We start from the raw sequence: 24158 nt of genomic DNA, 5'->3' as shown, positions 1-24158 counted from the left end.
TAACAAAGGTCTGTGCGAGCCCCGATACACGAGTAAGGGTGGGACCAGTCGACCTACCGACCGACGACACGAAAGGCTCTTGACATGAAGAAGTCCCTGACACGGATGGCGGCGGCGGTAGCTGCCGCCGGCGCGATCGGCGCGGGTTCTCTGGCTGCGGTTCCGCAGGCGCACGCCGGCACCCCCGGCGACCTCCAGATCATCGGCGGGATCTCCTGCACCTTCAAACTGTGGGGTCCGAATTGGTCCGACGGTCCCGTCTGGCAGATGCATCGCTGGATGGGCGTCACGAACATCGGCGGCTCGACCATGACCGGTGTGACGGTGACCGAGTTCGGCGGTGCCAGCAAGTGGGTTCCGCAGACGAAGGACAAGGACGGCAAGATCACCAACAAGCTCGGTGAGCTGAAGCCGGGCAAGACCTTCGTCGCCTTCGACACCACATGGAAGGGCTGCTGGCCCGCGTCGATCTCCGGCTACACCATCGGGCAGCAAGTCGAGAACCCGATGAACAACGTCGGGTTCTGGCAGAACGTGCGTCGAGCGCAGCCGAAGGACAAGTCCACCACCGTCGGCAACGGCTCGTAGAGACCGGCGACGGCGGTGAACTGACGTCGCAGACGCGAAGGGAGGGCGACCGGGATCGGTCGCCCTCCCTTCGGTTTTCGGGTGTGGTGGGTGACGGTGGTTTCGACTCGCTGCGCTCGCTCAACCAGCCTGGGGGGTTGCGCTCGCTCAACCAGCCTGGGGGGTTGCGCTCGCTCAACCAGCCTGGGGGTTGCGCTCGCTCAACCAGCCCGGCGGCTGGGCAGCGCGGCCGTCAGCCCCGGTTCACCTTGTGGGGTTCGGAGGCGGCGAGCATGTCCTCGCGCTCGACCACCTTGACGCGGTCGCGGCCCTGCGCTTCGCCGAGCTTGCGCTCGTGCTCGTCGAGCCGGTACCAGCCGTCCCAGGTGGTGAACGGGATGCCGCGCGATTCGAGCAGATCCACGACGGAGGCCTCGGAGGCGTCCTCGACCTCGTTGAGGACACCATTGCGCATGTCCTCGAGGATGCACTCGACGGTCTCGTTCGCGTCGCCCTTGGTGTGGCCGATGAGGCCGACCGGACCGCGCTTGATCCAGCCGGTGGTGTACAGGCCGGTGAGGTGCTTGCCGTCGTCGAAGATCCGGCCGGCCTCGTTGGGGATCACGCCCGCCTGGTCGTCGAACGGGATCTCCGGCAGATTGTCCGACAGATAGCCGACCGCCCGGTAGACGGCGGTGACGTCCCAATCGCGGGTCTTGCCGGTGCCCTTGACGTTGCCGGTTCCGTCGAGCTCGGTGCGCTCGGTGCGGAGTCCGACCACCTTGCCGTCCTCGCCGAGGATCTCCGTCGGGTTCTCGAAGAAGTGCAGGAAGAGCTTGTGGATCGCACCCTGCTTGGGCTCGCGGATCGCGTAGTTCTCGATGATCGTCGCGACCTGGTCGGTGATCTTGCTGGAGCGGCGCGCGACGGCCGATCCCTCGTCGTACTCGATGTCCTCGGGATCGACGATGACCTCGATGTTCGGCGAATGGTCGAGTTCCTTGAGCTCCAGCGGAGTGAACTTGGCCTGGGCGGGGCCGCGGCGTCCGAAGACGTGCACCTCCACCGCCTTGTTGGCCTTGAGCCCCTGATAGACGTTGTCCGGGATCTCGGTCGGGAGCAGCTCGTCGCCGGTCTTGGCCAGCACGCGGGCCACGTCGAGGGCCACGTTCCCGACACCGATCACGGCGACCTTCTCCTCCTCCAGCGGCCATTCGCGGGAGAAGTCCGGGTGGCCGTCGTACCAGGCCACGAACTCGCCGGCGCCGTAGCTGCGCTCGAGGTCGACGCCCGGAATCTGCAGAGCGCGGTCGTCGGTGGCGCCCGTGGAGAAGACGACGGCGTCGTAGTGCTTGCGCAGGTCGGCGAGGGTGATGTCGGTGCCGTAGTCGATATTGCCGAGCAGGCGGACCTGGGGCTTGTCGAGCACCTTGTGCAGAGCGGTGATGATGCCCTTGATGCGCGGGTGATCGGGTGCGACGCCGTACCGGATGAGACCGAACGGGGCGGGCATGCGCTCGTAGAGATCGATGCTCACGCCGCGCTCGGACGCGGTGTCGGACTTCATCAGTGCATCGGCGCAGTAGATGCCGGCCGGCCCGGCACCGACGATCGCGACCCGCAACGGGCGGCTGTTGTCACTCATTTCCAGGTGCTTCCTCAGCTGGTTGGACAGGGATACCTCTACGTTATGTCTTGTGAGGTCGCCGCCAAAATTTCGATGTGAGGTATACCTCAGTCGAAGATCGGGTGCCGAAAACTATTGACGAATCGCGCCCGGTGAAGGTGGCCCGTCGCCGGACGGCACGGTTGAAAGTCCCTGGACATGGGCCGATACACTCGGCTGTCATGAACGAAGACCAGCCGGCGTCTCACGACCTCCCGGAGGACGACCAGCCGCGGTCGTGGAAAGCGGCGCTCCCGATGATTCTGGCCGGTGCGCTCGTGGTGGTGCTGCTGGCGTGGGTCCTGATCGCCGCCCTGGTGAATCCGCCGGAGGAACGGCTCAGCGACTCCGCTCAGGTGCAGCACACGGTCAACGACATGTACAGCGCGATGGGCACGCTCAACTACGACCAGTACGTCGGCTCGTTCTGTCAGGCCGATGTGGACGCCGCCGACTTCCCGAAGTCGGTCCAGTTCGCGGAGCAGAACCGCGCCGAGAACGAGGCCAAGGGCAAGATCGTCGTGCCGAACATGGACGTGGAAGTCACCGGCGACAGCGCCACCGTGAAAGCCCATTGGAACCGCGAGAACACCGCGGACGACGAGCAGACGACCTCGCTGCGGCTGATCCGGGAGAACGGTGAGTGGAAGGTGTGCAACCGATGACTTACAGCGGCGACGTGACGTGTGAGCAGGCATGGCAGCGGCTCGCGGAGAATCCGAAGGCAGTCCTCATCGACTGCCGCACGCAAGCGGAATGGAACTTCGTCGGAGTGCCGGACACCGAATCGCTCGGCAAGCGCACGCTGTTCGTCGAGTGGATCGACTACCCGAACGGTGCGCCCAATCCGCGCTTCGTCGACCAACTGCGCGAGGCCGGCGTGGAGCCGGACGACGAACTGCTGTTCCTGTGCCGCTCGGGCCATCGGTCCATCGGTGCAGCGGAGGCCGCGGTCGCCGCCGGATTCGGGCAGGCGTACAACATTCTCGACGGGTTCGAAGGCCCGATCGACGCCGACGGGCACCGTGGCGGGGCCGGTTGGCGCGCCGCGTCGCTGCCCTGGCGACAGTCATGAAGGAGTCTGTGAAATGAGCCGAGAGCTGCCCGACTGGGTTTCTCCAGAGACCGTCGCCGTGCGCGGTGGGATCCTTCGCTCCGGCTTCTTCGAGACCTCCGAAGCGCTCTACCTCAACAGCGGATACGTCTACGAGTCGGCCGAGGCGGCCGAACGCGCCTTCACCGGCGAAGAACAGCGTTTCGTCTACACCCGCTACGGGAATCCGACCGTCGCGATGTTCCAGGAGCGGCTCCGCCAGATCGAGGGGACGCAGGCCTGCTTCGCCACGGCGAGCGGCATGGCCGCGGTCTTCGTGGCACTGGGTGCGCTGCTGAAGAAGGGCAGCCGCCTCGTCGCGGCGCGCAGCCTCTTCGGTTCCTGCTTCGTGATCTGCAACGAGATCCTCCCGTCCTGGGGCGTCGAGACGGTCTTCGTCGACGGAGAAGACCTCGACCCGTGGGAGCGGGCCCTCGCCGAGCCGACGGACGCGGTGTTCTTCGAGACGCCGTCGAATCCGATGCAGACGCTGGTCGATGTCCGCAAGGTGTCGGAGATGGCGCACGCGGCCGGCGCGACGGTGGTGCTCGACAACGTATTCGCGACCCCGCTGCTGCAACGCGGTCTGGACATGGGCGCCGACGTCATCGTGTATTCGGGGACCAAGCACATCGACGGCCAGGGCCGGGTGATGGGCGGTGCGGTGCTCGGCACGCAGGAGTTCATCGACGGCCCGGTGCGGGAACTGATGCGTCACACCGGTCCGGCTCTCAGTCCGTTCAACGCGTGGGTGATGCTCAAGGGCCTCGAGACGATGAAGCTGCGGCTCGACCAGTCGGTCGCCACCGCGCTGCGAGTCGCCGAATTCCTCGACGCCGATCCCCGGGTGGCCAAGGCGATCTATCCCTTCCTGTCGTCGCACCCGCAGTACGAGCTGGCGCGCTCGCAGATGTCCGGCGGGGGAACGGTCATCACGTTCGAACTCGCCGACCGGCCGGGTCTTTCCGGCAAGGAGCGGGCCTTCGAAGTGCTCAACGGACTGCAGATCATCGACATCTCCAACAACCTCGGTGACGCCAAGAGCCTCATCACGCATCCGGCCACCACCACCCACCGGGCGATGGGGCCCGACGGCCGTGCGGCGATCGGTCTCACCGACTCGATGGTCCGGCTGTCGGTGGGTCTGGAGAGCGCGGACGATCTGCTGCGCGATCTGGACGCGGCGCTGGGCTGAGCTCAGGCGTCGGCACGCACCGGGCGGTCCGCGTCGGCCAGTGCACTGAGCACCGTCTGGAACTTCGCCGTGGTCTCGGCCACCTCGGCGTCGGGGTCGGAGCCGGCGACGATGCCGCCTCCGGCCCAGGCGCTGACCTTCGTGCGTGACGAGTCGAGCTCGAGACACCGGATCGAGACCACCCATTCCCCGTCGCCGGCGGCGTCGCACCAGCCGACGGTTCCGGCGTAGAACTCCCGCGGTCCTTCGACCTCCTCGATGATCCGCGCCGCGGCTTCGGTCGGTGTCCCGCAGACGGCGGGTGTGGGGGAGAGCAGCGCCGCCAGTTCCAGCGCCGTGATCGTCGGATCGGCCAGCTCTCCGGTGATCGGCGTCGCCAGATGCCAGACGTGGTTGGTGGAGATGGTCTGCGGCCGGTCGGGGATGGCGATACGGCTGCACAGCGGTTGGAGCAGGTCGCGCAGATAGTCGACGACGTACGCGTGCTCGCGCAAGTCCTTCGCCGAACGGCTGAGTTCCTCGGCGGCGTTCGGAACGGGACGGCCTGCGGCGTCGAACTTCGGGGCCGATCCCGCGTAGGGAACGCATTGGAGGATGGAACCGCGTTTGCGGAGCAGGAGTTCCGGACTCGCGCCGATCAGCCAGTTGCCGTCGTGTCCCGGCGCCGCGCTCAGATCGGCGGCGAACACCGTCGACCCGCCGGCAGTGGCCGTGAATCGGCCGATCAGTTCGACCGGCTCGACGGCCCGGGTGAGCGACGCGTCCAGACTGCGAGCCACGACCACCTTCTCGGCGGCGCCCGACGCGATGGCGTCGAGTGCGCGGACGACTCGCTCGCGGTGCACCGAGTCCGGGGTCACCGAGACCTCCGCGACCACCGAGCCGTCGACCGTGGCGGGAGTGGCTGCGGGGGAGAAGTCGACCCGTTCGGGGGCGATCAGTGATGCGGGACCGCCGGTGTCGAAGCCGAGGGCGCCGCCGACGAAGTCGACGGTGCCGGCGGCGAGGGCCTCTCGCGCCTGCGCCACGGAGCCGAACGCGGCGCGCACTCCGAATCCGCGGGCGTTGAGATCGGTGTTCGACAGCAGAAACGACAGACCGGCAGGCACCTGGCCAGGTTACCCGCGAGAGGCTAGACGGACTTCGTCGCTGTGATGCGCTTCTCCCTGATCAACCGCTTGAGGAGGTCGCGGCCCGCGGATCCGGCGGAGACGGGGTCGGCGCCCGCGTCGGCACCCGACATGTTGACGCAGGTGCGACCGTCGACGCTCGAGGTCGCGTACAGCCACTGCTCGGTGTGGCCGTTCGCGGAGTCGTCACGGCTCTTGGTCTTCCACTCGCCGACGGAGGCGGTTCCGGAGCAACTGTCGGCGAACACCACCACCGTGTGTACCGGGGTCCCCGAGCCGGATTCGCCGAGCGAGGTGAGGTCGTCGGACATCTGCGACAGCACCCGGTCGTCGTCGGCGGCCCGCAGCACCACGACGGGCGCGCCGTCGTTGGTGTCGGTGACGGCGGTCCAGCCGGCGGGCACCCGGACCTCCACGGACGTCCCGCCCTTGAGCGCGAACGTTCGCGTGGTCTCCGGCGCCGCACCGGTGTCGCGGTCGGAGTCCCAGGGGGCGAGGATCAGCAGCGTCGTCAGTCCGGCGACCACCAGTGCGGTCACCGCCACGATGCCGAAGAACATCGGCTTCGGACCCTTCACCGGCGGCTGCTGCGGCCACGGGCCGGGCGGGAAGGGGTTCGGTGCGTACGGCGGCTGCGCGGGTCCGTACCGGTGGGGCGGCCCGTACGACGACGGCTGTGGCGGTTGTGGCAGGGGCGGTTGTGGCAGGGGCCGGCCGGGAGCGCCGCTCGGATACTGCGGGTCGGACGGATGAACCACGGGAGGCCTTTCTGAACAGGGATGTTGAAACCACGCTAACTGCGGATCCGCCGGTGATTACACCCGCCGTGGTTTTAATGCTTTCCGCGAATGACGCGTACCGGCATCCTTGACGGCGGGTCACGAGAACCGGTGCGAAGCCCTGGCTGGCCGGTCGGCAACCCTCCACCGCGGTGGGGTGCTCCAGGTGACGACCCGGCCGGCGTCGACCGACGTCCGGCAAGTGCGGAGATCTACTGGAGTCGTGTCATGACCGCAATCCTCGACCGGGCCGTGTGCCCGGCACCCATTCGTCCCCTCGCGCCGGTGGTCGGTGCCGACACCACGGTGCCGACCACCGCAGGGGGCGAGACCGTCTACGCGAACCTCGACTACGCGGCATCGGCCCCGGCTCTCGTGTCTGTCGCGGAACGGCTCTCCGGCGCGTTGACCGAGTATGCGAGCGTGCATCGGGGCGCGGGCCATCTCTCTCAGGTCACGACAGCGCGATACGAGCAGGCTCGGGAGACCGTCCGGCGGTTCGTCGGCGGTCGAAGCGACGACACGGTGGTGTTCACGCGCAACACCACCGACGCCGTCAATCTCGCCGCGCACGTCACCCCCGGCGACGTGGTGGTGCTCGACATCGAGCACCACGCCAACCTGCTGCCCTGGACCCGGACCGGCCGTGCTCGCGTGGTGCCGGCGGCCCGCACCGTCGAAGAGACGGTGGGGCGGCTCGAAGCAGAACTCGCTGCCGCGCCCGCCGCGTTGCTCGCGATCACCGGTGCGTCGAACGTGACCGGCGAGGTGCTGCCGATCGGACGGCTGGCCGCGGCGGCGCATCGGCACGGCGCGCGCATTCTGGTGGACGCCGCGCAACTGGTCCCGCACCGCGCCGTCTCGATCGCGTCCTGGGGCATCGACTACCTCGTCTTCTCCGGCCACAAGCTGTACGCGCCGTTCGGTGCGGGCGCGCTGGTGGGCCGCGGCGACTGGCTCGATGCGGCGGAACCGTACCTGGCCGGCGGCGGCGCCACCGCCGACGTCGACCTCGACGGCCGGGTCGCGTGGCACACCGGTGCCGCTCGTCACGAAGCCGGATCTCCCAACACGCTGGGGGTGGTGGCGCTCGCAGCGGCGGCGCAGGCCCTGCAGGACATCGGTTTCGAGGAGATCGGCTATCACGAGCACCGGTTGCAGCAGCGTCTCGACGAGGGGTTGGCGCTGCTGCCCGGCGTGCATCCGCTGCGGGTCTTCGACGATGCGGCCGACCGCGTCGGCATCGCCGGCTTCACCGTGGAGAACCATTCCCCGCGCAGTGTCGCCGAATATCTGTCGGTGACGCGGGGGATCGGCGTGCGCGACGGCAAGTTCTGCGCGCATCCGCTGCTGCGGAAGCTGGGCTACCCCGACGGTGCGGTCCGGGCCAGCTTCGGTCTCGGGACGTCGTCGGACGATGTCGATCGTCTGCTGGCCGCGCTGTCGGATCTGGTGCGGCGGTAGATTTCTCGTCCGCTTTCACAGCGGGCGCGGTGGGGTTCGCGGGCGCGGGACGTACGTCCATTTATGCCGAAATTTCTCAGTTGCGGCCGGGAGTCGGCACCTCTCATACTTGCAGAGCGCAATTAGTTGATTGCAGACTGCAACGAAGAGGGATGAGAGTGAAAGCGACGCCCGAACAGCTCGACGAGATGTTCGTCGCCCTCAGCCGATACACGCGGCTCAGGGATCGGGCGCTGCACACCGGAATCTGGAACGGACGCAATGGCTCACTCGAGACCGCCGCGTACCGAGCGCTCTTCGTCCTGCGGAACGGCCCGATGCGCTCGCGCGACCTCGCCGATCGGCTGGTGACAGACCCCTCGACCACCAGTCGGCACGTCGCGCAGTTGGTGAAGGAAGGATTCGTCCGGCGCGAGGCGCACCCCGAAGACGGGCGTGCGTCGCAGCTGGTCCTCACCGACGACGGCCGGGAGAAGGTCTGCGAGATCGCCGAGTCGAGACGACGACTCGTCGGCGAAACCGTGGAGGACTGGTCCGCGGAGGAGTTCGAGATATTCGTCCGCCTCCTCGGCCGGTTCGTCGACGCGGTCGAAACCCGAATCTTCCCCTGCACCACGAAAGCTGATTGATGAGTTCACCAACTGCCGCCGCGGACTTCCCCGGCCGGAACCTGACGCATCGCCAGGTCCTCACGATCATGAGCGGACTCATGATCGGCATGTTCCTCGCCGCGCTCGACCAGACGATCGTGTCGACGGCGATCCGCACCATCGCCGACGACCTGCACGGATACGACCTGCAGGCGTGGGTCACCACCGCTTACCTGGTGACCTCGACGATCGTGACGCCGCTCTACGGCAAGCTGTCGGACATCTACGGACGCAAGCAGTTCTTCCTGCTCGCGATCACGATCTTCATCATCGGGTCGCTCCTGTGCAGCATGTCGACGTCGATGTACGAGCTGGCCGGCTTCCGTGCGCTCCAGGGTCTCGGCGCGGGCGGTCTGTTCACACTGGCGATCACCACGATCGCCGATATCGTCGCACCGCTGGAACGCGCCAAGTACCAGGGTTACTTCCTGGCGGTCTTCGGCACGTCCAGCGTGCTCGGCCCGGTGCTCGGCGGTTTCCTCGCCGGCGCGAACTCGATCCTGGGCGTCTCCGGTTGGCGCTGGGTGTTCCTGGTGAACGTGCCGATCGGCCTCATCGCACTGGTGGTGGTCTACAAGGTGCTGAACTACCCGCAGCAGAAGCTGACCGGACACCGCACCGACTACTGGGGCGCTACCGCTGTCGCGGTGGCCGTCGCGCCGCTGCTGATCGTCGCCGAACAGGGCCGTGACTGGGGCTGGACGTCGCTGAACAGCGTCATCTGTTACCTGATCGGCGCCGCGGGTATCGCCGCGTTCATTGTGATCGAGAACAAGATGGGCGACGAGGCGATCATCCCGCTCCGCGTCTTCAAGAACCGGGTCTTCGCACAGGGCATCCTCGTCTCCCTCATCGTCGGTGCGGTCATGTTCGGCGGTATCTCGATGCTGCCCCAGTACTTCCAGGTGCTCCGTGGCTCGAGCCCGATGGTCGCCGGTCTGCAGATGCTGCCGATGGTGGCCGGCATGATGATCGGTTCCATCATGGCCGGCCAGCTGATCTCGCGTACCGGGCGATACAAGGTGTTTCCGATCATCGGCTCCATCCTGATCACGACGATGTCGTTCCTGCTGCACTTCGTCGACACGCAGACCCAGCTGTACCTCGTGATGCTGGCGGCAGCCGGACTCGGTTTCGGCCTCGGCAACCTGATGCAGCCGCTCATGCTGGCGATGCAGAGCATCCTGCCGGTCCGCGACACCGGTATGGCGACCGGCACCGCGACCTTCTTCCGGCAGATCGGCGGCACGCTCGGCGTCGCGGTCTTCTTCTCGCTGCTGTTCTCGACGATGGGCCCCAACATCGCCGATCAGCTCAAAGACGCGTCGGGCACTCCTGAGTTCACCGCGGCCGTCCAGCAGGCGGCTACCAGCCATGATCCGCAGGTGGCGGCCTTCGGTCACTCGTTGATCACCGCGGCGGAGGACCCCGGTGCCGGCGGCGGCGCCGGGGCGACGATGAAGGACACCTCCGTCATCGAGAAGCTCCCGAAGGAGTTGTCGGAGCCGATCAAGCGCGGCTTCGCGGACTCGATGGACAAGGTGTTCCTGTCGGTCTCGATCCTGTCGATCCTGTCGATCATCGGCACGGTGACGTGGTCGGAGGTCTCGCTCCGCCGTCCGCCGTCGCCCGAGAGCAAGAGCGACGACCCGAAGCCGGTCGCGGCCGACTGACCGGAGCGAGTCGCTGCGTGTTGCTGGGTCTCGATGCGCGTGCTCGCTGCGCTCGCTCGCTTACTCGATGAGCCTGGGGCTGGGTGGCTGTTCGCGGGCTTGTTGAGCGAGTGTTCTCACCAGGCTTGTTGAGCGAGCGCAGCGAGTCGAAACTGTGTGGGGTCTCGATGCGCGTGCTCGCTTACTCGATGAGCCTGGGGGCTGGGTGGCTTTTCTCAGGCTTGTTGAGCGAGTGTTCTCACCAGGTTTGTTGAGCGAGCGGAGCGAGTCGAAACTGTGTGAGTTCTCGATGCGCGTGCTCGCTGCGCTCGCTCGCTTACTCGATGAGCCTGGGGGCTGGGTGGCTTTTCTCAGGCTTGTTGAGCGAGTGCAGCGAGTCGAAACGGTGTGGGGTCTCGATGCGCGTGCTCGCTGCGCTCGCTCGCTTACTCGATGAGCCTGGGGGCTGGGTGGCTTTTCTCAGGCTTGTTGAGCGAGCGCAGCGAGTCGAAACGGTGTGGGGTCTCGATGCGCGTGCTCGCTGCGCTCGCTCGCTTACTCGATGAGCCTGGGGGCTGGGTGGCTTTTCTCAGGCTTGTTGAGCGAGCGCAGCGAGTCGAAACGGGGGACGAGCCGCAGACGGAAGAGGAGCAGGGCGCGGGTGCGCTCTGCTCCTCTTCGGTCTGTGCGGGGATGGATCAGCCCTGGTAGCGGTCGACAGCCGCCTGGGCCACCTTGGCCGCCTCGGCCTTGCCGACCCAGCCGCCGGGGGTCACTTCCTTGCCCGGCTCGAGATCCTTGTAGTGCTCGAAGAAGTGCGAGATGGCGTTGAGTTCGAACTCACTGACATCGTCGATGTCCTGGATGTGGTCCCAGCGCGGGTCGCCGGCCGGAACGGCGAGCAGCTTGTCGTCGCCGCCGGCCTCGTCGGTCATCGTGTACATGCCGACGATCCGCGCCTTCACGATGACACCCGGGAACACCGACTCCGTGAGCAGCACCATCGCGTCCAGCGGATCGCCGTCCTCGCCCAGGGTGTGGTCGATGTAGCCGTAGTCGGCCGGGTAGCCCATCGGCGTGTACAGGTAGCGGTCGAGGTAGACCTTGCCCGTCTCGTGATCGACCTCGTACTTGTTGCGGCCACCCTTGGGGATCTCGACGGTGACTTCGAACTCCATGCTGCCTCCTGGCGTTGCTGACGGACTGTCCGGAAATTGCTTCAACGGCTGTCAAGGATACTGTTAACACCGTCGAACGCAGACCGCAGACCGGAGGATACGTGGCCCAGCCGACAAGTCCCGCCGCCCGGCGGCCGCGCAGAGCGCTGCGCTGGATCCTGATCGTCGTGCTGGTGATGGTGCTGGTGGCGGGCGCGGGCGTCGGTTGGTGGCTCTACCAGAACCGGGCCGATCCGGTTCCTCCCGGAACCCCGGCCCGTCCGGCCGCGGCATCGCTGGACCCGGCTATCGTCCCGGTGTCGCCGAACGCGCCGGTCCCCACGGCCGCGGGGGTCGCGAAGCAACTGGCGAAGCCCTTGAAGGATCCGGCACTGGGCAAACTGACCGGGCAGGTGTCCGATCCGCTGACCGGCCAAGTGCTGTGGTCGCAGGGTGCCGCCGAACCCCGCGTACCCGCCTCCAACGCCAAGATCCTCACCGCATCGGCCGTGCTGCTGGCCCTGCCGCACGATTCGCGCGTCACCACCGAAGTGGTCTTCGGCGCGAACGGTGAAGCGATCCTGGTGGGAGCGGGCGATCCGACTCTGACGTCGACGCCCGCGGGCGAGCCGTCGTTCTACTCCTCTCCCGGCCGGATCTCCGACCTGGCCGAGCAGATCAAGCGGAGCGGCACGCACGTCACGTCCATCGCCGTCGACACCTCGCTGTTCACCGGCCCGACGATGCAGAAGACCTGGGACCGTCGGGACATCGAGGGCGGCGACATCGCACCGATCGAGTCGCTGATGGTCGACGGCGGCCGACTCAAGCCGAACGACGAGTACTCGCCGCGCACCGACCAGCCGGCACTCTCCGCCGGCCGTGCACTCGCCGAGGCCCTCGGTCTCAACAGTCCAGTCGCCGAGACCACGGCCCCGTCGGGTGCGCCGGTGATCGCCTCGGTGAAGTCGGCTCCGTTGACCGTCCGGGTCGGCGACATGATGCGGTACAGCGACAACGTCCTCGCCGAGTCGCTCGGCATCGAGCTGGCGGAGGCGACCGGCGGTGAGCCGAGCATCTCGGGCGGAGCGCAGGCGGTGTTGAAGACCCTCCGCACCAACGGGTTCGACGTGGGGGATGCGACGCTGGTGGATTCCTCGGGCCTCTCGTACTCCGATCGCGTGCCCGCGTCCCTGCTCGACGAACTGATGTCGGCGGCCGCCGGGGACGGGCACCCGAAGCTGCGCTCGCTGCTCGACTCGCTGCCCGTCGCTCACGGCACCGGAACCCTGGCCGACCGGTTCTTCCCGGCGTCGACCGACGGGGCGGGATGGGTTCGCGGCAAGACCGGAACACTGACCGGCGTCAGTTCGTTGACCGGAACAGTGCAGACGGTCGACGGCAGAGTCCTGGCGTTCGCGATGATCTCCGGCGGGACCTCGCCGGCCGACGCGCGTCCGGCCGTGGACGCGGTGGTCGGGGCGCTCCGCGACTGCGGCTGCCGCGGCTGACCGACCGGAAGGAAGACTAATGAACGTTCCCGAGCACTCGGTTTCCGACGAGTCCTCCGCCACGCCGGTCGAGAACATCGACTGGGGCCTGGCCGCCACGGTGGGCAAGCGAGTCGCCCGGCCCGGCCCGCGGATCACGCGCTACACCTCCGACCAGGTGTACGCCGAACTGTCGGACGCGGCGGTGCGTGCGGAGGGCCCGGTACGGGAGGTCACCGGTCTGGCCGACGGACTCGCCGTCCCCGCCGCGCAGATCCTGGACCGATCGGGGTGGATCGACGCCGCCGCGCGCTCGATGCCGGCGATGCTCGGTCCGGACGATGCGGCCACGCGGCAACCGGAGGTCCGCCCGCACCGGCCCGGTTTCACCGGACGGATCGCGGGAGTGCAGGCCGGAGGTCTGCTGGCCTTCCTCTCGAGCGCGATCCTGGGTCAGTACGACCCATTCAGCCTCGATCCGCAGACCGGGGAACCGGGCGTGCTGATGCTGGTGGCTCCGAACATCATCGCGGTGGAACGTCAGCTCCGCGTGGACCCGTCCGACTTCCGGTTGTGGGTCTGCCTGCATGAGGTGACCCACCGGGTGCAGTTCTCGGCGAACCCGTGGCTCGCCGACTACATGAGGACCAACGTCGGAGCGCTCACCGGCGAGGGGGACGAGTCGGTGGCCGAGCTCGTCACCCGCATCACCGAGTCGGTCCGCAGCGGCAAGCCGCGCGAGAAGGGCGTGATCGGCCTCATGCAACTGCTGCAATCGCCCGAACAGTACGCTGCGTTCGAGCGGGTGCTGGTGCTCGGAACGCTGCTCGAAGGACACGCCGATCACGTCATGGACGCTGTCGGTCCGGCGCAGGTGCCGACGGTGGCGACCATCCGCGCGGCCTTCGACCAGCGTCGCAAGGCGCCCCGGAATCCGCTGCAGCGGCTCATCCGCGCGCTGATCGGGATGGACGCGAAGATGGCACAGTACGTGCGGGGCAAGGCTTTCGTGGACCATGTGGTCGACCGCGTCGGAATGGACCGGTTCAACACCGTCTGGTCGTCGCCCGAGACGATGCCGCTGATGTCGGAGATCGACGCGCCGGACGACTGGATCGAGCGGGTGCTCGGCTAGCGGCGATGACCAGGCGAGCGCAGCAGACGCTGATCGGCGCGGTCCGCGGCTTCGCCGATCGGCACCTGGACGACGACGCGGTGTGCGTCGCGCTGTCCGGCGGTGCGGACTCACTCGCTCTGACGGCCGCCGCGATCCGGGCCGGCCTCACCGTGCACGCGGTGGTGATCGACCACCGGCTGCAGACCGACTCGGCCGCCGTGGCCGCGCGAGCCGCCGAGACGGCCCGCGAACTGGGGGCCTCGGCCGAGGTCCGCGAGGTGACCGTGGAGGGTGCGGGTGGACTCGAGGCGGCCGCGCGCCGCGCACGGTACGCGGCGCTCGGCGAGGCCCGCGGCGCCCGGCCCGTACTGCTGGGCCACACGCTCGACGATCAGGCCGAGACGGTCCTGCTCGGGCTGGCCCGAGGTTCCGGGGCCCGGTCGATCGCCGGAATGCGGGAGTGGTCCGCGCCCTGGGGACGGCCGCTGCTCGGAGTGCGGCGTGCGGACACCCGCGAGGCCTGCGCCGGGTGGCGACTCCCGGTCTGGGACGATCCGCACAACGATGATCCCCGGTTCACCAGGGTGCGGATCCGCAAGGAGGTGCTGCCTCTGCTCGACGAGGTCATCGGAGGCGGTGCCGCCGAGTCACTCGCGCGCACCGCGTCGCAGCTGCAGGACGATGCCGACGCACTGGACCCACCGGCCACCGAACTGCTCGAAGAGTGTGCCTACGGCCGGGTGCTGGACGTGGAACCGCTGCGCTCGGCCCCGGCCGCGCTGCGGACCCGAGTGCTCCGCGGGTGGCTCCGATCGGTGGGGGCGAACGACCCCGTCTACCGGGTGGTCCGTGCCGTGGACGCGCTCATCACGGACTGGCGCGGACAGGGGCCGGTCGCGGTGGGCGGCGACGAGCGAGCCCGCCTCGTCGTGACGAGGCGGGCTCGAGAGCTCACGGTGAAGCGAGTACCGAGATGAGTCAGATGTTGCACACCTTGGGCTTGAACGGGCTGTTGATGGTCTTGAAGTAGCGGGCGAACGTGCCGTTGATGGCGGCACCCGCGACCGCGCCGCCTGCGCCGAGCAGTGCGCCGATCGGCGAGGCGAAGGCCACGAGCGGGCCGCCGGAGAGCCCGATGATCGCACCGATGATCGCGCCGGCGATGCCGCCGATGGTGGCCGCGGTGGCGAGCTCGGAGTTCATCTGGTCCAGCGCTTCCTTATCGCGCTGCTTGCGGGTCTGCGGTCCGCAGATGACCCGCTGAGCCGGCCTCTTACCCGCTTCCAGAACGCTCGCCGGCGTGGTCGTCGACCGCGCCGCGTCCTTCGACGGCACCAGCGTGGCGACGTCGCCCTTGACCGTGGCGTCGATCGGGTACGTGCGGGCGTCCTTGCCGACGTAGGTCAGCGGAACCACGTCGAGCGCTTTGCCGGACGCGTTACGGAACACCAGGTTGCCGCCCTCCACGGCGACCGTTGCCCCGAAGACTTTGACGGTGACGTCGTCGGCGTTGCGCTGGACCTGTGCGCGTGGCTGCTGCGGTGCGGCATGCGCGGGCGACGCCAGGAACGGCAAGGCCGTGGCGAGCGCGAGTAAGGCGATGAAGACGCTGCGTAGTGATGTGCGAAGAGACATGACTCCCTCTCATGTGACTGGCTGTGAGCCCGGAACCCCCGATCGTGATCCGGCACACGGAAGTGACGTCTCGACGCCGGATCGCAACTGAGCTGAGAGAAAACTAAGACTTCCCCGACAAATATGTGCCAGAACGGCACACACTGTGACTCATGTGACGGGGGATACGCCAAAAGGGTTCCTTCGGACGACGCGGAGCGGCCCGCCCGGATAGCCGGGCGGGCCGCGGTCGGCTCGGCGGTCGCCGAGTCAGTGCTGACGGATCAGTGTTTGGAGGGAGTGGCCGACGACGCGCGTGCCGTTGTGGAGGGCGACGTGGACGTCGGCGGCGTGAGGTCCTTGAAGGGCCGGTTGACGGTGTCGAAGTAGTGGAGCACGGCCGCCCCGGCGACGCCGCCCGAGATGATCACACCGAGACCGGCGCCGGCGGTCGCGCCGAGCGGCACTCCGGCGAAGAAGCACCCGAGCGGTCCCGCCGCGAGACCGAACAGGCAGCCGGCCGCACCTCCGAGGACTGCGCCCAAGGCGGCGCCGATCACGGTCGAGACGGTGGCGCCGGTGGTCACTTCGCGGCTCAGGCGCGACAAAGCGGCGTCGTCGCGTTCGTCCTTGCTCTTGTAGCCGTTGGCGTCGGCGACGCGGACCTTCTCCAGAAGCGCCGCGTCGGTCCGCGACGACCGCGCGAGGTCCCTGGACGGGGTCAGTCGCACGGTGCGTCCGGAGACATCGGCGTCGATGGGGTACGTGCGGTCATCGGGCGCGATGAACGTGAGGGGGAACCGTTCGAGCACCCGTCCGGAACGGTCTCGAAGCACAAGGGTGTGGTCCTCGCGGCTGACCGAGGCGTTGGCGACTGTGACGATGACGTGGTCGCGGCTCGACTGCACTCGGGCGTGCGGCCGAGGCTCGTTCGGCGCCGCGTCCGCGGGCGCGGCGAGGAAGGGGAGTACCGCGGCGACGGCAGCGATGACCGCGATGATCGCCCGCGGTGCGTTTCGGACAGACATGCTCGTACTTCTTTCCAGGTGGTTCGATGACGTCGCCGCCACGAGGCTCAGTCGCGACAACGTTCCACTACTAAGGGCGCGAACAGGGCGATCCGGACCAGGTATGCGCAGAATGCGTGAGAAACGCGTCACTTGTGTCACAGAATCGCCGCTGCGGACGCGCTCCGGACCTCCTCCCACCCTCACTTCCACAGTTCGCTCATCGAGAACCCGGACTCACCGGCGCCGCGGGCCGTGCGAAGCTATAGGGGTGGAGCGCGACGACAGCTATGGCGACGACATCGAAGAAGTCCTGATCACCCAGGAACAGATCCGTGCTCGAACGGTGGAGATGGCCCGTGCGGTGGGCGACCGGTATCGGAACGCTCCGGACGATCTGGTCTTGATCGGAGTCCTCAAGGGCGCCGTGATGTTCATGACCGACTTCGCCCGCGCCCTGCCGATCCCGTCGCAGCTCGAGTTCATGGCCGTCTCGAGTTACGGTTCGTCGACCTCCTCGTCCGGGGTGGTGCGCATCCTCAAGGACCTGGACCGCGACATCACCGACCGGGATGTGCTGATCGTCGAAGACATCATCGACTCGGGCCTCACGCTCTCGTGGCTCATCAAGAACCTCGCGACGCGTTCGCCGCGTTCGCTCGAGGTGGTGACGCTGCTCCGCAAGCCCGACGCGGTGCGGGCCACGCTCGACGTGGCCGACGTCGGCTTCGACATCCCCAACGAGTTCGTCGTCGGATACGGACTCGACTACGCCGAGCGCTACCGCGACCTGCCGTACGTCGGCAGGCTCCATCCGTCGGTCTACTCGTCCTGATCGGGTGGCAGCGGCACGGTCGGCGGAACAACCGGACCACCTGCGAAGTTGAGTCTTCAGCCGGCAACCCGGGCCGGGGCTCGACGGAGCAGGCCGTACGGCGGCGACGATCCGGCCCTCTACAGGTAGCCTCGTATTTCGAGCCGACGGGAAGGACAAATGGGCACGGCGGCGTGGTGAACACCGAACACAACGACCCGCGCCCACGCGTACACGCATGAATCGCAAGACACTGTTCCGGAATCTGGCCATCGTGGCCGTCATTCTGTTCGCCATCTGGGGCTTCAGCATGATGCGGAATTCCGATCGCGAGTACACCGATGTCGACACGTCGGTCGCAATGGCCCAGCTGGACAAGAAGAACACCAAGTCGATCCAGATCGATGACCGGGAGCAGCGGCTCCGCATCGAACTGAAGGATCCGATCAAGGTCGGGGACTCCGAGGCCAGCAAGATCTCGACCCAGTACCCGGCCGGCGTCACCAGCCGGATCTTCAACGCCGTGGTCGACACCGGGTCCGAGTACCAGACGAACGTCACCAAGGACTCCGGGATCTGGCAGTCGATCCTGATCTTCGTCCTGCCGATGGTGATCCTCTTCGGGCTCTTCTTCTTCGTGATGAGCCGGATGCAGGGTGGACGCGGCGGGGTGATGGGCTTCGGGAAGTCGAAGGCCAAACAGCTCAGCAAGGACATGCCGAAGACCACCTTCGCCGATGTGGCGGGTGCGGACGAGGCCGTCGAGGAACTCGACGAGATCCGCGACTTCCTGCAGAACCCGGCTCGATACCAGGCACTCGGCGCCAAGATCCCGAAGGGGGTGCTGCTGTACGGTCCGCCCGGCACCGGTAAGACGCTGCTCGCGCGCGCCGTGGCCGGCGAGGCCGGCGTGCCCTTCTTCACGATCTCCGGCTCGGACTTCGTGGAGATGTTCGTCGGTGTCGGCGCCTCGCGTGTGCGTGACCTGTTCGAACAGGCCAAGCAGAACAGCCCGTGCATCATCTTCGTCGACGAGATCGACGCGGTGGGCCGACAGCGCGGCGCCGGACTCGGCGGCGGGCACGACGAGCGCGAGCAGACGCTGAACCAGCTGCTCGTCGAGATGGACGGTTTCGGTGACCGTTCCGGCGTCATCGTCATGGCCGCGACCAACCGGCCCGACATCCTCGACCCGGCGCTGCTGCGTCCCGGCCGCTTCGACCGCCAGATCCCGGTCGGCAACCCCGACATCGCCGGGCGCAAGGCGATCCTCGCCGTGCACGCGAAGGGCAAGCCGATCGCGCCGGACGCCGACCTCGACGGGCTCGCCAAGCGCACCCCGGGCATGTCCGGTGCCGATCTCGCGAACGTCATCAACGAGTCGGCGCTGTTGACGGCGCGCGAGAACAAGACGGTCATCACCGGCGAGGCGCTGGAGGAGGCCGTCGACCGCGTGATCGGCGGCCCGCGCCGCAAGAGCCGGATCATCAGCGAGCACGAGAAGAAGGTCGTCGCCTACCACGAGAGCGGTCACACGCTCGCCGCGTGGGCGATGCCCGACCTCGATCCGATCTACAAGGTCACCATCCTGGCCCGCGGACGCACCGGCGGACACGCCCTGGCCGTTCCGGAGCAGGACAAGGACCTGATGACCCGATCGGAGATGATCGCCCGGCTGGTGATGGCCATGGGCGGTCGTGCCGCCGAGGAGCTCGTCTTCCACGAGCCCACCACTGGAGCCAGCTCCGACATCGACCAGGCCACCAAGATCGCGCGGGCGATGGTCACCGAGTACGGCATGAGTGCGAAGCTCGGCGCCGTCCGCTACGGCCAGGAGCAGGGCGATCCGTTCCTCGGCCGCGGCATGGGGTCGACACCGGACTACTCGGTGGGCGTCGCCGCGGAGATCGACGACGAGGTACGGAATCTGATCGAGGCCGCGCACACCGAGGCGTGGTCGATCCTGAACCAGTACCGCGACGTGCTGGACGTGCTGGCCGGCGCTCTGCTGGAGAAGGAGACCCTGGTCCGCAAGGATCTCGAGGCGATCCTCGGGGAGGTGGGCAAGCGCCCGCGCATCACCAAATTCGACATCTTCGGTGAGCGGATCCCGAGCACCAAGCCGCCGATCAAGACTCCCGGCGAGTTGGCGGCCGAGCGCGGCGAGCCGTGGCCGCCGGTGGAGGAGCCGGTACCGGTTCCCGCCCGCCAGGCCGATCCGGCGGCGCCCGCTTTCGGTCAGCCGGTGCAGTACGGTGCTCCGCCTCACGCGCAGGCACCGCAGTACGGCACGCCCTACGGTCAGCAGCCGTCCGGGCCGCCGGAACCGAACGCGCCGCACCAGAACGGGACACCCCAGAACGGCGGAACCCAGAACGGCGGACCCCACTACGGGGCGCCGCAGTACGGGGCACCGCACGACGGACCGCGCCAGTACGGGACGCCCGGCGCCGATCAGCAGCCCGGGCAGGGGCACGGCCACGGTACTCGGCCGGATTACGGCGCTCCCCGCGACTGGTCGGCACCCGGTTGGCCGCCGGCAGATGATTCGCGCGACGGTCAGTGAAGGAGACGCGAGTTGAACGCCGGAGTCCAGTGAACGGAGAGCAGGGGGAGATGACCACCAGCAGCATCGATCACGACGGTGATCTGAACGAGCACGCCGTCGACGCGCTGGGCGTACCGGCGGCGGCCGGCGAGCGGGTCTTCGATCAGGCCCGCGCCGAGGCCGCGGTTCGGGAACTGCTGCTCGCCGTCGGCGAGGACCCGGACCGCGAGGGGCTCAAGCGGACGCCGACGCGTGTGGCGAACGCCTACCGCGAGATGTTCGCGGGCCTCTACACCGATCCCGACGAGGTGCTCGCGACGGTCTTCGACGAAGACCACGAGGAGCTGGTTCTGGTCAAGGACATCCCGATGTACTCGACGTGCGAGCATCACCTGGTCTCCTTCCACGGTGTGGCGCACGTCGGCTACATCCCGGGCGAGACCGGTCAGGTGACGGGGTTGTCGAAGCTGGCACGCGTCGTCGACCTGTACGCCAAGCGCCCTCAGGTGCAGGAACGGCTCACCAGTCAGATCGCCGACGCCCTGGTCCGCAAGCTGAACCCGCGCGGCGTCATCGTGGTGATCGAAGCGGAGCATCTGTGCATGGCGATGCGCGGCATCCGCAAGCCGGGCGCCCGGACCACCACGTCGGCCGTGCGCGGCCTGTTCAAGACCAGTGCGGTCTCCCGCGGCGAAGCACTCGACCTCATAACGCGGTGAGTCCGCAGCGTCCGGTGAGTTCGGAGACCGACGAGCTCGATCGCACCCTCATCATGGGGGTGCTGAACGTGACCGCCGATTCGTTCTCCGACGGCGGCCGCTATCTGCAGCGAGACCGGGCCGTGGCGCACGGTGTGGCTCTGCTCGAGGCGGGCGCGGACATCATCGACGTCGGTGGCGAATCGACCAGGCCGGGAGCGGTTCGCGTCGATCCGGCCACCGAGTCGGCCCGCGTCGTACCCGTGATCCGCGAGCTGGTCGCGGCCGGTGCGCGGGTGTCGGTCGACACGATGCGCGCGGCAGTCGCCGCCGATGCGCTCGAAGCCGGTGCGGCGATCATCAATGACGTCTCCGGCGGTCGCGCCGACCCGGACATGGGCGCGGTGCTGGCCGAGGCGGGCGTGCCCTGGATTCTCATGCACTGGCGCCCGGCCGACGACGCACCCGGCGACGATCGCCACTTCACGCATCGGGTGGACGAGGCCGGCGGATACCGCGATGTGGTCGCGGAGGTCTCCGGCGAATTGTTGGGCCAGGTGGACGCGGCGGTCGCGGCGGGCGTCGATCCCGATCAGATCGTCCTCGACCCCGGACTCGGTTTCGCCAAGACCGCCGATCACAACTGGGCGCTGCTGCACGCGCTGCCGACGCTGGTGGGACTCGGCTTCCCCGTCCTGATCGGCGCCTCCCGCAAACGTTTCCTCGGTTCCCTTCTCCGGCGCGACGGCGTCGACCGTCCGCCGAGCGGCCGCGAGGTGGCCACCGCGGCGATCTCGGCGCTGTCCGCCGCGGGCGGGGCGTGGGGAGTCCGGGTGCACGACGTCGCCTCCAGCCGCGACGCCATCGAAGTGGCCCTCGCCTGGCGGGGCGGCGGCCGGAGAGGCAGGGACCATGGCTGATCGCATCGAATTGCGCGGACTGCGTGTGCGCGGCAACCACGGGGTCTTCGACCATGAGCGCCGCGACGGTCAGGAGTTCGTCATCGACGTGACGCTCTGGCTCGATCTGCAGGCGGCCGCGGCCAGCGACGACCTCGCCGACACCGTCGACTACGGTGCGCTGGCGCAGTTGGCGCACGACATCGTCGCCGGCCCGCCTCGGGATCTCATCGAGACCGTCGGCGCGGAGATCGCCGACGCCGTCATGAAGGATGGGCGCATATCGGCGTGCGAGGTGACGGTGCACAAGCCGTGCGCGCCGATTCCTCTGGCCTTCGACGATGTCGCCGTCGTGACGCGCCGGTCGGTGAAGACTCGATCGGTGGCCGCCGCGAGACAGGGGACGTCGTGACCTCGCGCGCGGTTCTGTCGGCCGGATCCAACATCGGTGATCGCCACGCGCACCTGCGGAGTGTGATCGAGGTGCTCGGTGCCGATCTGCGCGGCGTGTCGGGGGTGTACCTGACTCCGCCGTGGGGCGGCGTGGAGCAGGACGATTTCGCGAACATCACCGTGGTGGCGGAGGGCGCCCGCACCCCGCGGGAGTGGCTGGAGCTGTGCCGACGGCTCGAAGAGTCCGCGCAGCGGGTGCGCGAGGTGCGCTGGGGGCCGCGCACGCTCGACGTGGACGTCGTCTCGGTGGACGTGGACGGAGAAACGGTCGTCTCCGACGACCCGGAGTTGACGCTGCCGCATCCGCGGGCGGCCGACCGCGCGTTCGTGCTCGTGCCGTGGCTGGAGGTGGAGCCGCAGGCGCGGCTGTGGACCTCCGACAGTGTGCGGGCGGTGGCCGATCTGGTCTCCGCGCTCGATCCTGCCGAGGTCGCGGGGGTTCGGCGAGCGGGAGATCTCGGATGACGCTGCCGACCCCCCTCGGACCCGATCCGTCCCACAGCGACGACGACGGCGAGCGTCACAAGCTCGGCTTCACTCGGATCCGCGATCTGGTGCTGGTCGCCGTGGTCGCCGGAGTGGCCCTCTGGATCCTCATCCACTACAACTACGGGGCCTTCCCGAGCCTGCCGTGGCCGTCGGGCATCTCGTTGTACGTGCTCGCGGCGCTCGAAGGTGTGATCGGTTTCGTCGTCCGCAAACGGGTGGCGGAGAAGGAGGTCGGCCCGGCCAAGGGGCAGTTGCATCCGATCAACGCCGCGCGTCTCGTGGCGCTGGCGAAGGCGTCGGCGATCCTCGGCGCCGTCGCCACCGGCGGTTGGACCGGAATCCTGGTATTCCTCCTGCAGAACGGGATCCTGGAAGCGGCGCGCGCCGATCGGGTCGGAGCCATCGTCGGGCTGGTCGGGGGCGTGGTTCTGGTAGCCGCGGCACTGTGGCTGGAACACTGCTGCCGAGCGCCGGACGACCCGTCCGCCGACAATGCCGAGACCGCACCCGACAGTCCGCCCGCACCGGCCTGATTCTCCGACACGGGCCACCCGGTGACGGCTGTCGGCGTGTCAAGGGCGGTAAGTTTGCCTTCATGACCACTAAGGAACGATCCGAAGAGGCCGCCAAGAGACGACCGTCGTCGGCCGGACAATGGCTCATCGGTTTGTTCGTCGTGCTGGCGCTGGTCGCCAGCCTGCTGATGGTGATCGGTGATAATTTCTCCGTTCCCGCCACGTTGGCCGTGATCGCGGCGCTGTGGGCCGCGGTGATCGGCGCCGTGCTGGTGACGAAGTACCGGCGGCAGGCCGACGTCGCCGAGTCGCGCAGCCGGGACCTGCGCCTGGTCTACGAGCTTCAGCTGGAGCGCGAGATCGCGGCGCGCCGCCAGTACGAGTCGGATGTGGAGACCGCGATCCGCCAGGAGATCGCGGCCGAGTCGAACGTCGAACTGGAAGAACTCAAGGCGCAGGTGCTCGCACTGCGCGCGAGCCTCGAACAACTGCTCGGCACCCCGCTGCCCGACATGCGTGCGGCGATCGGCCTGGAGCGCCCGCGTGAACTGGGATCGGGACTCGCCGGAGCGGGCTACGCGGCGGCTTCGGCCGACGATCGCGTGGCCGCTGAGCGCGACTTCGCGACCACCGCGCCGCCGTCGGACCCGGGCAGGCATGTGCCGGAGGAGCCGCAGGACGTCGAAGAGGTCGATCCCGGCGAGCTCACCGAGATCATCCCGGTGGTCACCGACGATCCGGCCGACGCGGCCTCACCCGAGCCGCAGACCGAGACCGGACCCATCGAGCGGGTCGCCTACGGCGCCCAGGCCTACGAGCCGCCGGCAGTCCCGCCGACGGCGCCGCAGCAGCCCGCCGCACCCGAGCCGGAACCGCAGCCGCAGGGCCGCCGTGCGGCACCGTCGAGCGACGACGGTGCGCACTCGGCGGGACGTCCGGCCAGTGAACTGCTGAGCCAGCTCCGCGCGAGTTCGGCGGAGAACCGCGGTCGCGGGGGCCGACGCCGCCGCGACTGAACTTCACAGCCGGCGCCGATCCGGTGAAAGTTGTCACACCGCGTAGCCTCGACCGTCGTGGCGCGCCTATCGTTGTGGCGAACGTCTGGTACCCGAGGCTCCGAGATCACGAGCCGGGACTGGAACGAATGGAGGAACGGCGGTG

24 protein-coding genes and 1 riboswitch are annotated in these 24158 nt (G+C 68.3%); of the genes, 18 read left to right on the top strand and 6 right to left on the bottom strand.

From position 1 onward, the window contains the following. Positions 1-84: 84 nt before the first annotated feature. Entirely contained in the window at positions 85-588 is a 504-nt protein-coding gene (locus ACK8HH_RS15815; protein WP_006896151.1) for a hypothetical protein, read from the top strand. A gap of 232 nt (positions 589-820) precedes the next feature. Here ACK8HH_RS15815 and ACK8HH_RS15810 read toward each other — a convergent pair whose 3' ends face one another. Further along, positions 821-2212 carry an FAD-dependent oxidoreductase gene (locus ACK8HH_RS15810; protein WP_006896152.1) on the bottom strand — a complete coding sequence of 464 codons (1392 nt, stop codon included), beginning with the start codon at positions 2210-2212 and terminating at the stop codon, positions 821-823. 203 nt (positions 2213-2415) lie between these two features. Between ACK8HH_RS15810 and ACK8HH_RS15805 the strand changes: the two genes are divergently transcribed. From ACK8HH_RS15805 to ACK8HH_RS15795, 3 genes are read left to right on the top strand one after another with little or no spacing between them, the layout of a single operon-like run. Then, positions 2416-2898, top strand: a complete 483-nt coding sequence (locus tag ACK8HH_RS15805) for a hypothetical protein (RefSeq protein WP_045538260.1) — start codon at positions 2416-2418, stop codon at positions 2896-2898. Then, positions 2895-3308 (top strand): rhodanese-like domain-containing protein, encoded by a 414-nt coding sequence (locus ACK8HH_RS15800; protein ID WP_006896154.1) that lies wholly within the window; start codon positions 2895-2897, stop codon positions 3306-3308. Before ACK8HH_RS15805 ends, ACK8HH_RS15800 begins: the two co-directional genes overlap by 4 nt. Before the next feature lie 13 nt (positions 3309-3321). Further along, the gene (locus ACK8HH_RS15795; RefSeq protein WP_062366091.1) at positions 3322-4521 is read left to right on the top strand and encodes an O-succinylhomoserine sulfhydrylase; all 1200 of its coding nucleotides are present in this window, start codon (positions 3322-3324) and stop codon (positions 4519-4521) included. A 2-nt stretch (positions 4522-4523) separates the two neighbouring features. Here ACK8HH_RS15795 and ACK8HH_RS15790 read toward each other — a convergent pair whose 3' ends face one another. Both ACK8HH_RS15790 and ACK8HH_RS15785 read right to left on the bottom strand, forming a co-directional pair. Continuing rightward, positions 4524-5630 carry an isochorismate synthase MenF gene (locus tag ACK8HH_RS15790; protein ID WP_006896156.1) on the bottom strand — a complete coding sequence of 369 codons (1107 nt, stop codon included), beginning with the start codon at positions 5628-5630 and terminating at the stop codon, positions 4524-4526. Positions 5631-5653: 23 nt separating this feature from the next. Continuing rightward, a complete protein-coding gene (locus ACK8HH_RS15785; RefSeq protein ID WP_231650172.1) occupies positions 5654-6229 on the bottom strand; it encodes a hypothetical protein in 576 nt (191 codons plus the stop codon). A 298-nt stretch (positions 6230-6527) separates the two neighbouring features. Further along, positions 6528-6641, top strand: a riboswitch (SAM riboswitch). Positions 6642-6658: 17 nt separating this feature from the next. On the opposite strand from ACK8HH_RS15785, the gene ACK8HH_RS15780 reads away from it, so the two are divergent. The 3 genes from ACK8HH_RS15780 (at position 6659) to ACK8HH_RS15770 (ending at position 10217) form a co-directional block, all read left to right on the top strand. Further along, positions 6659-7894, top strand: a complete 1236-nt coding sequence (locus tag ACK8HH_RS15780; protein WP_412475328.1) for an aminotransferase class V-fold PLP-dependent enzyme — start codon at positions 6659-6661, stop codon at positions 7892-7894. A gap of 152 nt (positions 7895-8046) precedes the next feature. Then, positions 8047-8523, top strand: coding sequence for a MarR family winged helix-turn-helix transcriptional regulator (locus ACK8HH_RS15775; protein WP_062366082.1), 477 nt, complete (start codon positions 8047-8049; stop codon positions 8521-8523). After that, the gene (locus ACK8HH_RS15770; RefSeq protein WP_006896161.1) at positions 8523-10217 is read left to right on the top strand and encodes an MDR family MFS transporter; all 1695 of its coding nucleotides are present in this window, start codon (positions 8523-8525) and stop codon (positions 10215-10217) included. Before ACK8HH_RS15775 ends, ACK8HH_RS15770 begins: the two co-directional genes overlap by 1 nt. A gap of 677 nt (positions 10218-10894) precedes the next feature. On the opposite strand, the gene ACK8HH_RS15765 is transcribed toward ACK8HH_RS15770, so the two are convergent. Further along, positions 10895-11374: an inorganic diphosphatase gene (locus tag ACK8HH_RS15765; RefSeq protein WP_006896164.1), complete on the bottom strand. Its 480-nt coding sequence runs from the start codon at positions 11372-11374 to the stop codon at positions 10895-10897. Positions 11375-11550: 176 nt separating this feature from the next. Here ACK8HH_RS15765 and dacB point away from each other — a divergent pair, with 176 nt between their 5' ends. From dacB to tilS, 3 genes are read left to right on the top strand one after another with little or no spacing between them, the layout of a single operon-like run. Beyond that, entirely contained in the window at positions 11551-12864 is a 1314-nt protein-coding gene (gene dacB / locus ACK8HH_RS15760; protein WP_412475737.1) for a D-alanyl-D-alanine carboxypeptidase/D-alanyl-D-alanine-endopeptidase, read from the top strand. A gap of 19 nt (positions 12865-12883) precedes the next feature. Beyond that, positions 12884-13978, top strand: coding sequence for a zinc-dependent metalloprotease (locus ACK8HH_RS15755; protein ID WP_412475327.1), 1095 nt, complete (start codon positions 12884-12886; stop codon positions 13976-13978). 5 nt (positions 13979-13983) lie between these two features. Continuing rightward, on the top strand, positions 13984-14937 hold the full coding sequence (gene tilS, locus ACK8HH_RS15750; RefSeq protein ID WP_412475326.1) for a tRNA lysidine(34) synthetase TilS: 954 nt from the start codon (positions 13984-13986) through the stop codon (positions 14935-14937). 1 nt (position 14938) lies between these two features. Here tilS and ACK8HH_RS15745 read toward each other — a convergent pair whose 3' ends face one another. After that, on the bottom strand, positions 14939-15595 hold the full coding sequence (locus tag ACK8HH_RS15745) for a hypothetical protein (RefSeq protein ID WP_412475325.1): 657 nt from the start codon (positions 15593-15595) through the stop codon (positions 14939-14941). A gap of 263 nt (positions 15596-15858) precedes the next feature. After that, entirely contained in the window at positions 15859-16602 is a 744-nt protein-coding gene (locus ACK8HH_RS15740) for a glycine zipper family protein (RefSeq protein WP_062366070.1), read from the bottom strand. Positions 16603-16852: 250 nt separating this feature from the next. On the opposite strand from ACK8HH_RS15740, the gene hpt reads away from it, so the two are divergent. The 8 genes from hpt to ACK8HH_RS15700 all read left to right on the top strand — a co-directional run bounded on the left by hpt (position 16853) and on the right by ACK8HH_RS15700 (position 24013). Beyond that, positions 16853-17416: a hypoxanthine phosphoribosyltransferase gene (hpt, locus tag ACK8HH_RS15735; RefSeq protein ID WP_006896170.1), complete on the top strand. Its 564-nt coding sequence runs from the start codon at positions 16853-16855 to the stop codon at positions 17414-17416. 217 nt (positions 17417-17633) lie between these two features. Continuing rightward, on the top strand, positions 17634-19961 hold the full coding sequence (gene ftsH / locus ACK8HH_RS15730; RefSeq protein ID WP_062366068.1) for an ATP-dependent zinc metalloprotease FtsH: 2328 nt from the start codon (positions 17634-17636) through the stop codon (positions 19959-19961). A 50-nt stretch (positions 19962-20011) separates the two neighbouring features. Next, entirely contained in the window at positions 20012-20662 is a 651-nt protein-coding gene (folE, locus tag ACK8HH_RS15725; RefSeq protein WP_231650312.1) for a GTP cyclohydrolase I FolE, read from the top strand. A gap of 53 nt (positions 20663-20715) precedes the next feature. Further along, positions 20716-21561, top strand: a complete 846-nt coding sequence (gene folP / locus ACK8HH_RS15720) for a dihydropteroate synthase (protein WP_045539927.1) — start codon at positions 20716-20718, stop codon at positions 21559-21561. Next, positions 21554-21952 carry a dihydroneopterin aldolase gene (gene folB / locus ACK8HH_RS15715; RefSeq protein ID WP_006896174.1) on the top strand — a complete coding sequence of 133 codons (399 nt, stop codon included), beginning with the start codon at positions 21554-21556 and terminating at the stop codon, positions 21950-21952. The genes folP and folB overlap by 8 nt, the downstream gene beginning before the upstream one ends. Next, complete coding sequence (gene folK, locus ACK8HH_RS15710; protein ID WP_412475324.1) at positions 21949-22458, top strand: 2-amino-4-hydroxy-6-hydroxymethyldihydropteridine diphosphokinase; 510 nt, start codon at positions 21949-21951, stop codon at positions 22456-22458. The genes folB and folK overlap by 4 nt, the downstream gene beginning before the upstream one ends. Next, positions 22455-23015, top strand: coding sequence for a DUF3180 domain-containing protein (locus tag ACK8HH_RS15705; RefSeq protein WP_006896176.1), 561 nt, complete (start codon positions 22455-22457; stop codon positions 23013-23015). The genes folK and ACK8HH_RS15705 overlap by 4 nt, the downstream gene beginning before the upstream one ends. A gap of 62 nt (positions 23016-23077) precedes the next feature. Then, positions 23078-24013 carry a DUF6779 domain-containing protein gene (locus tag ACK8HH_RS15700; protein ID WP_006896177.1) on the top strand — a complete coding sequence of 312 codons (936 nt, stop codon included), beginning with the start codon at positions 23078-23080 and terminating at the stop codon, positions 24011-24013. The last annotated feature ends 145 nt before the right edge of the window (positions 24014-24158 follow it).

Origin of the sequence: Gordonia sp. LUNF6 (assembly GCF_047041125.1) — a bacterium.
GTDB lineage: Bacteria > Actinomycetota > Actinomycetes > Mycobacteriales > Mycobacteriaceae > Gordonia > Gordonia sihwensis.
The sequence above is the reverse complement of the archived record's forward strand: the minus strand, read 5'-3'. Positions and strand labels throughout refer to the sequence as shown.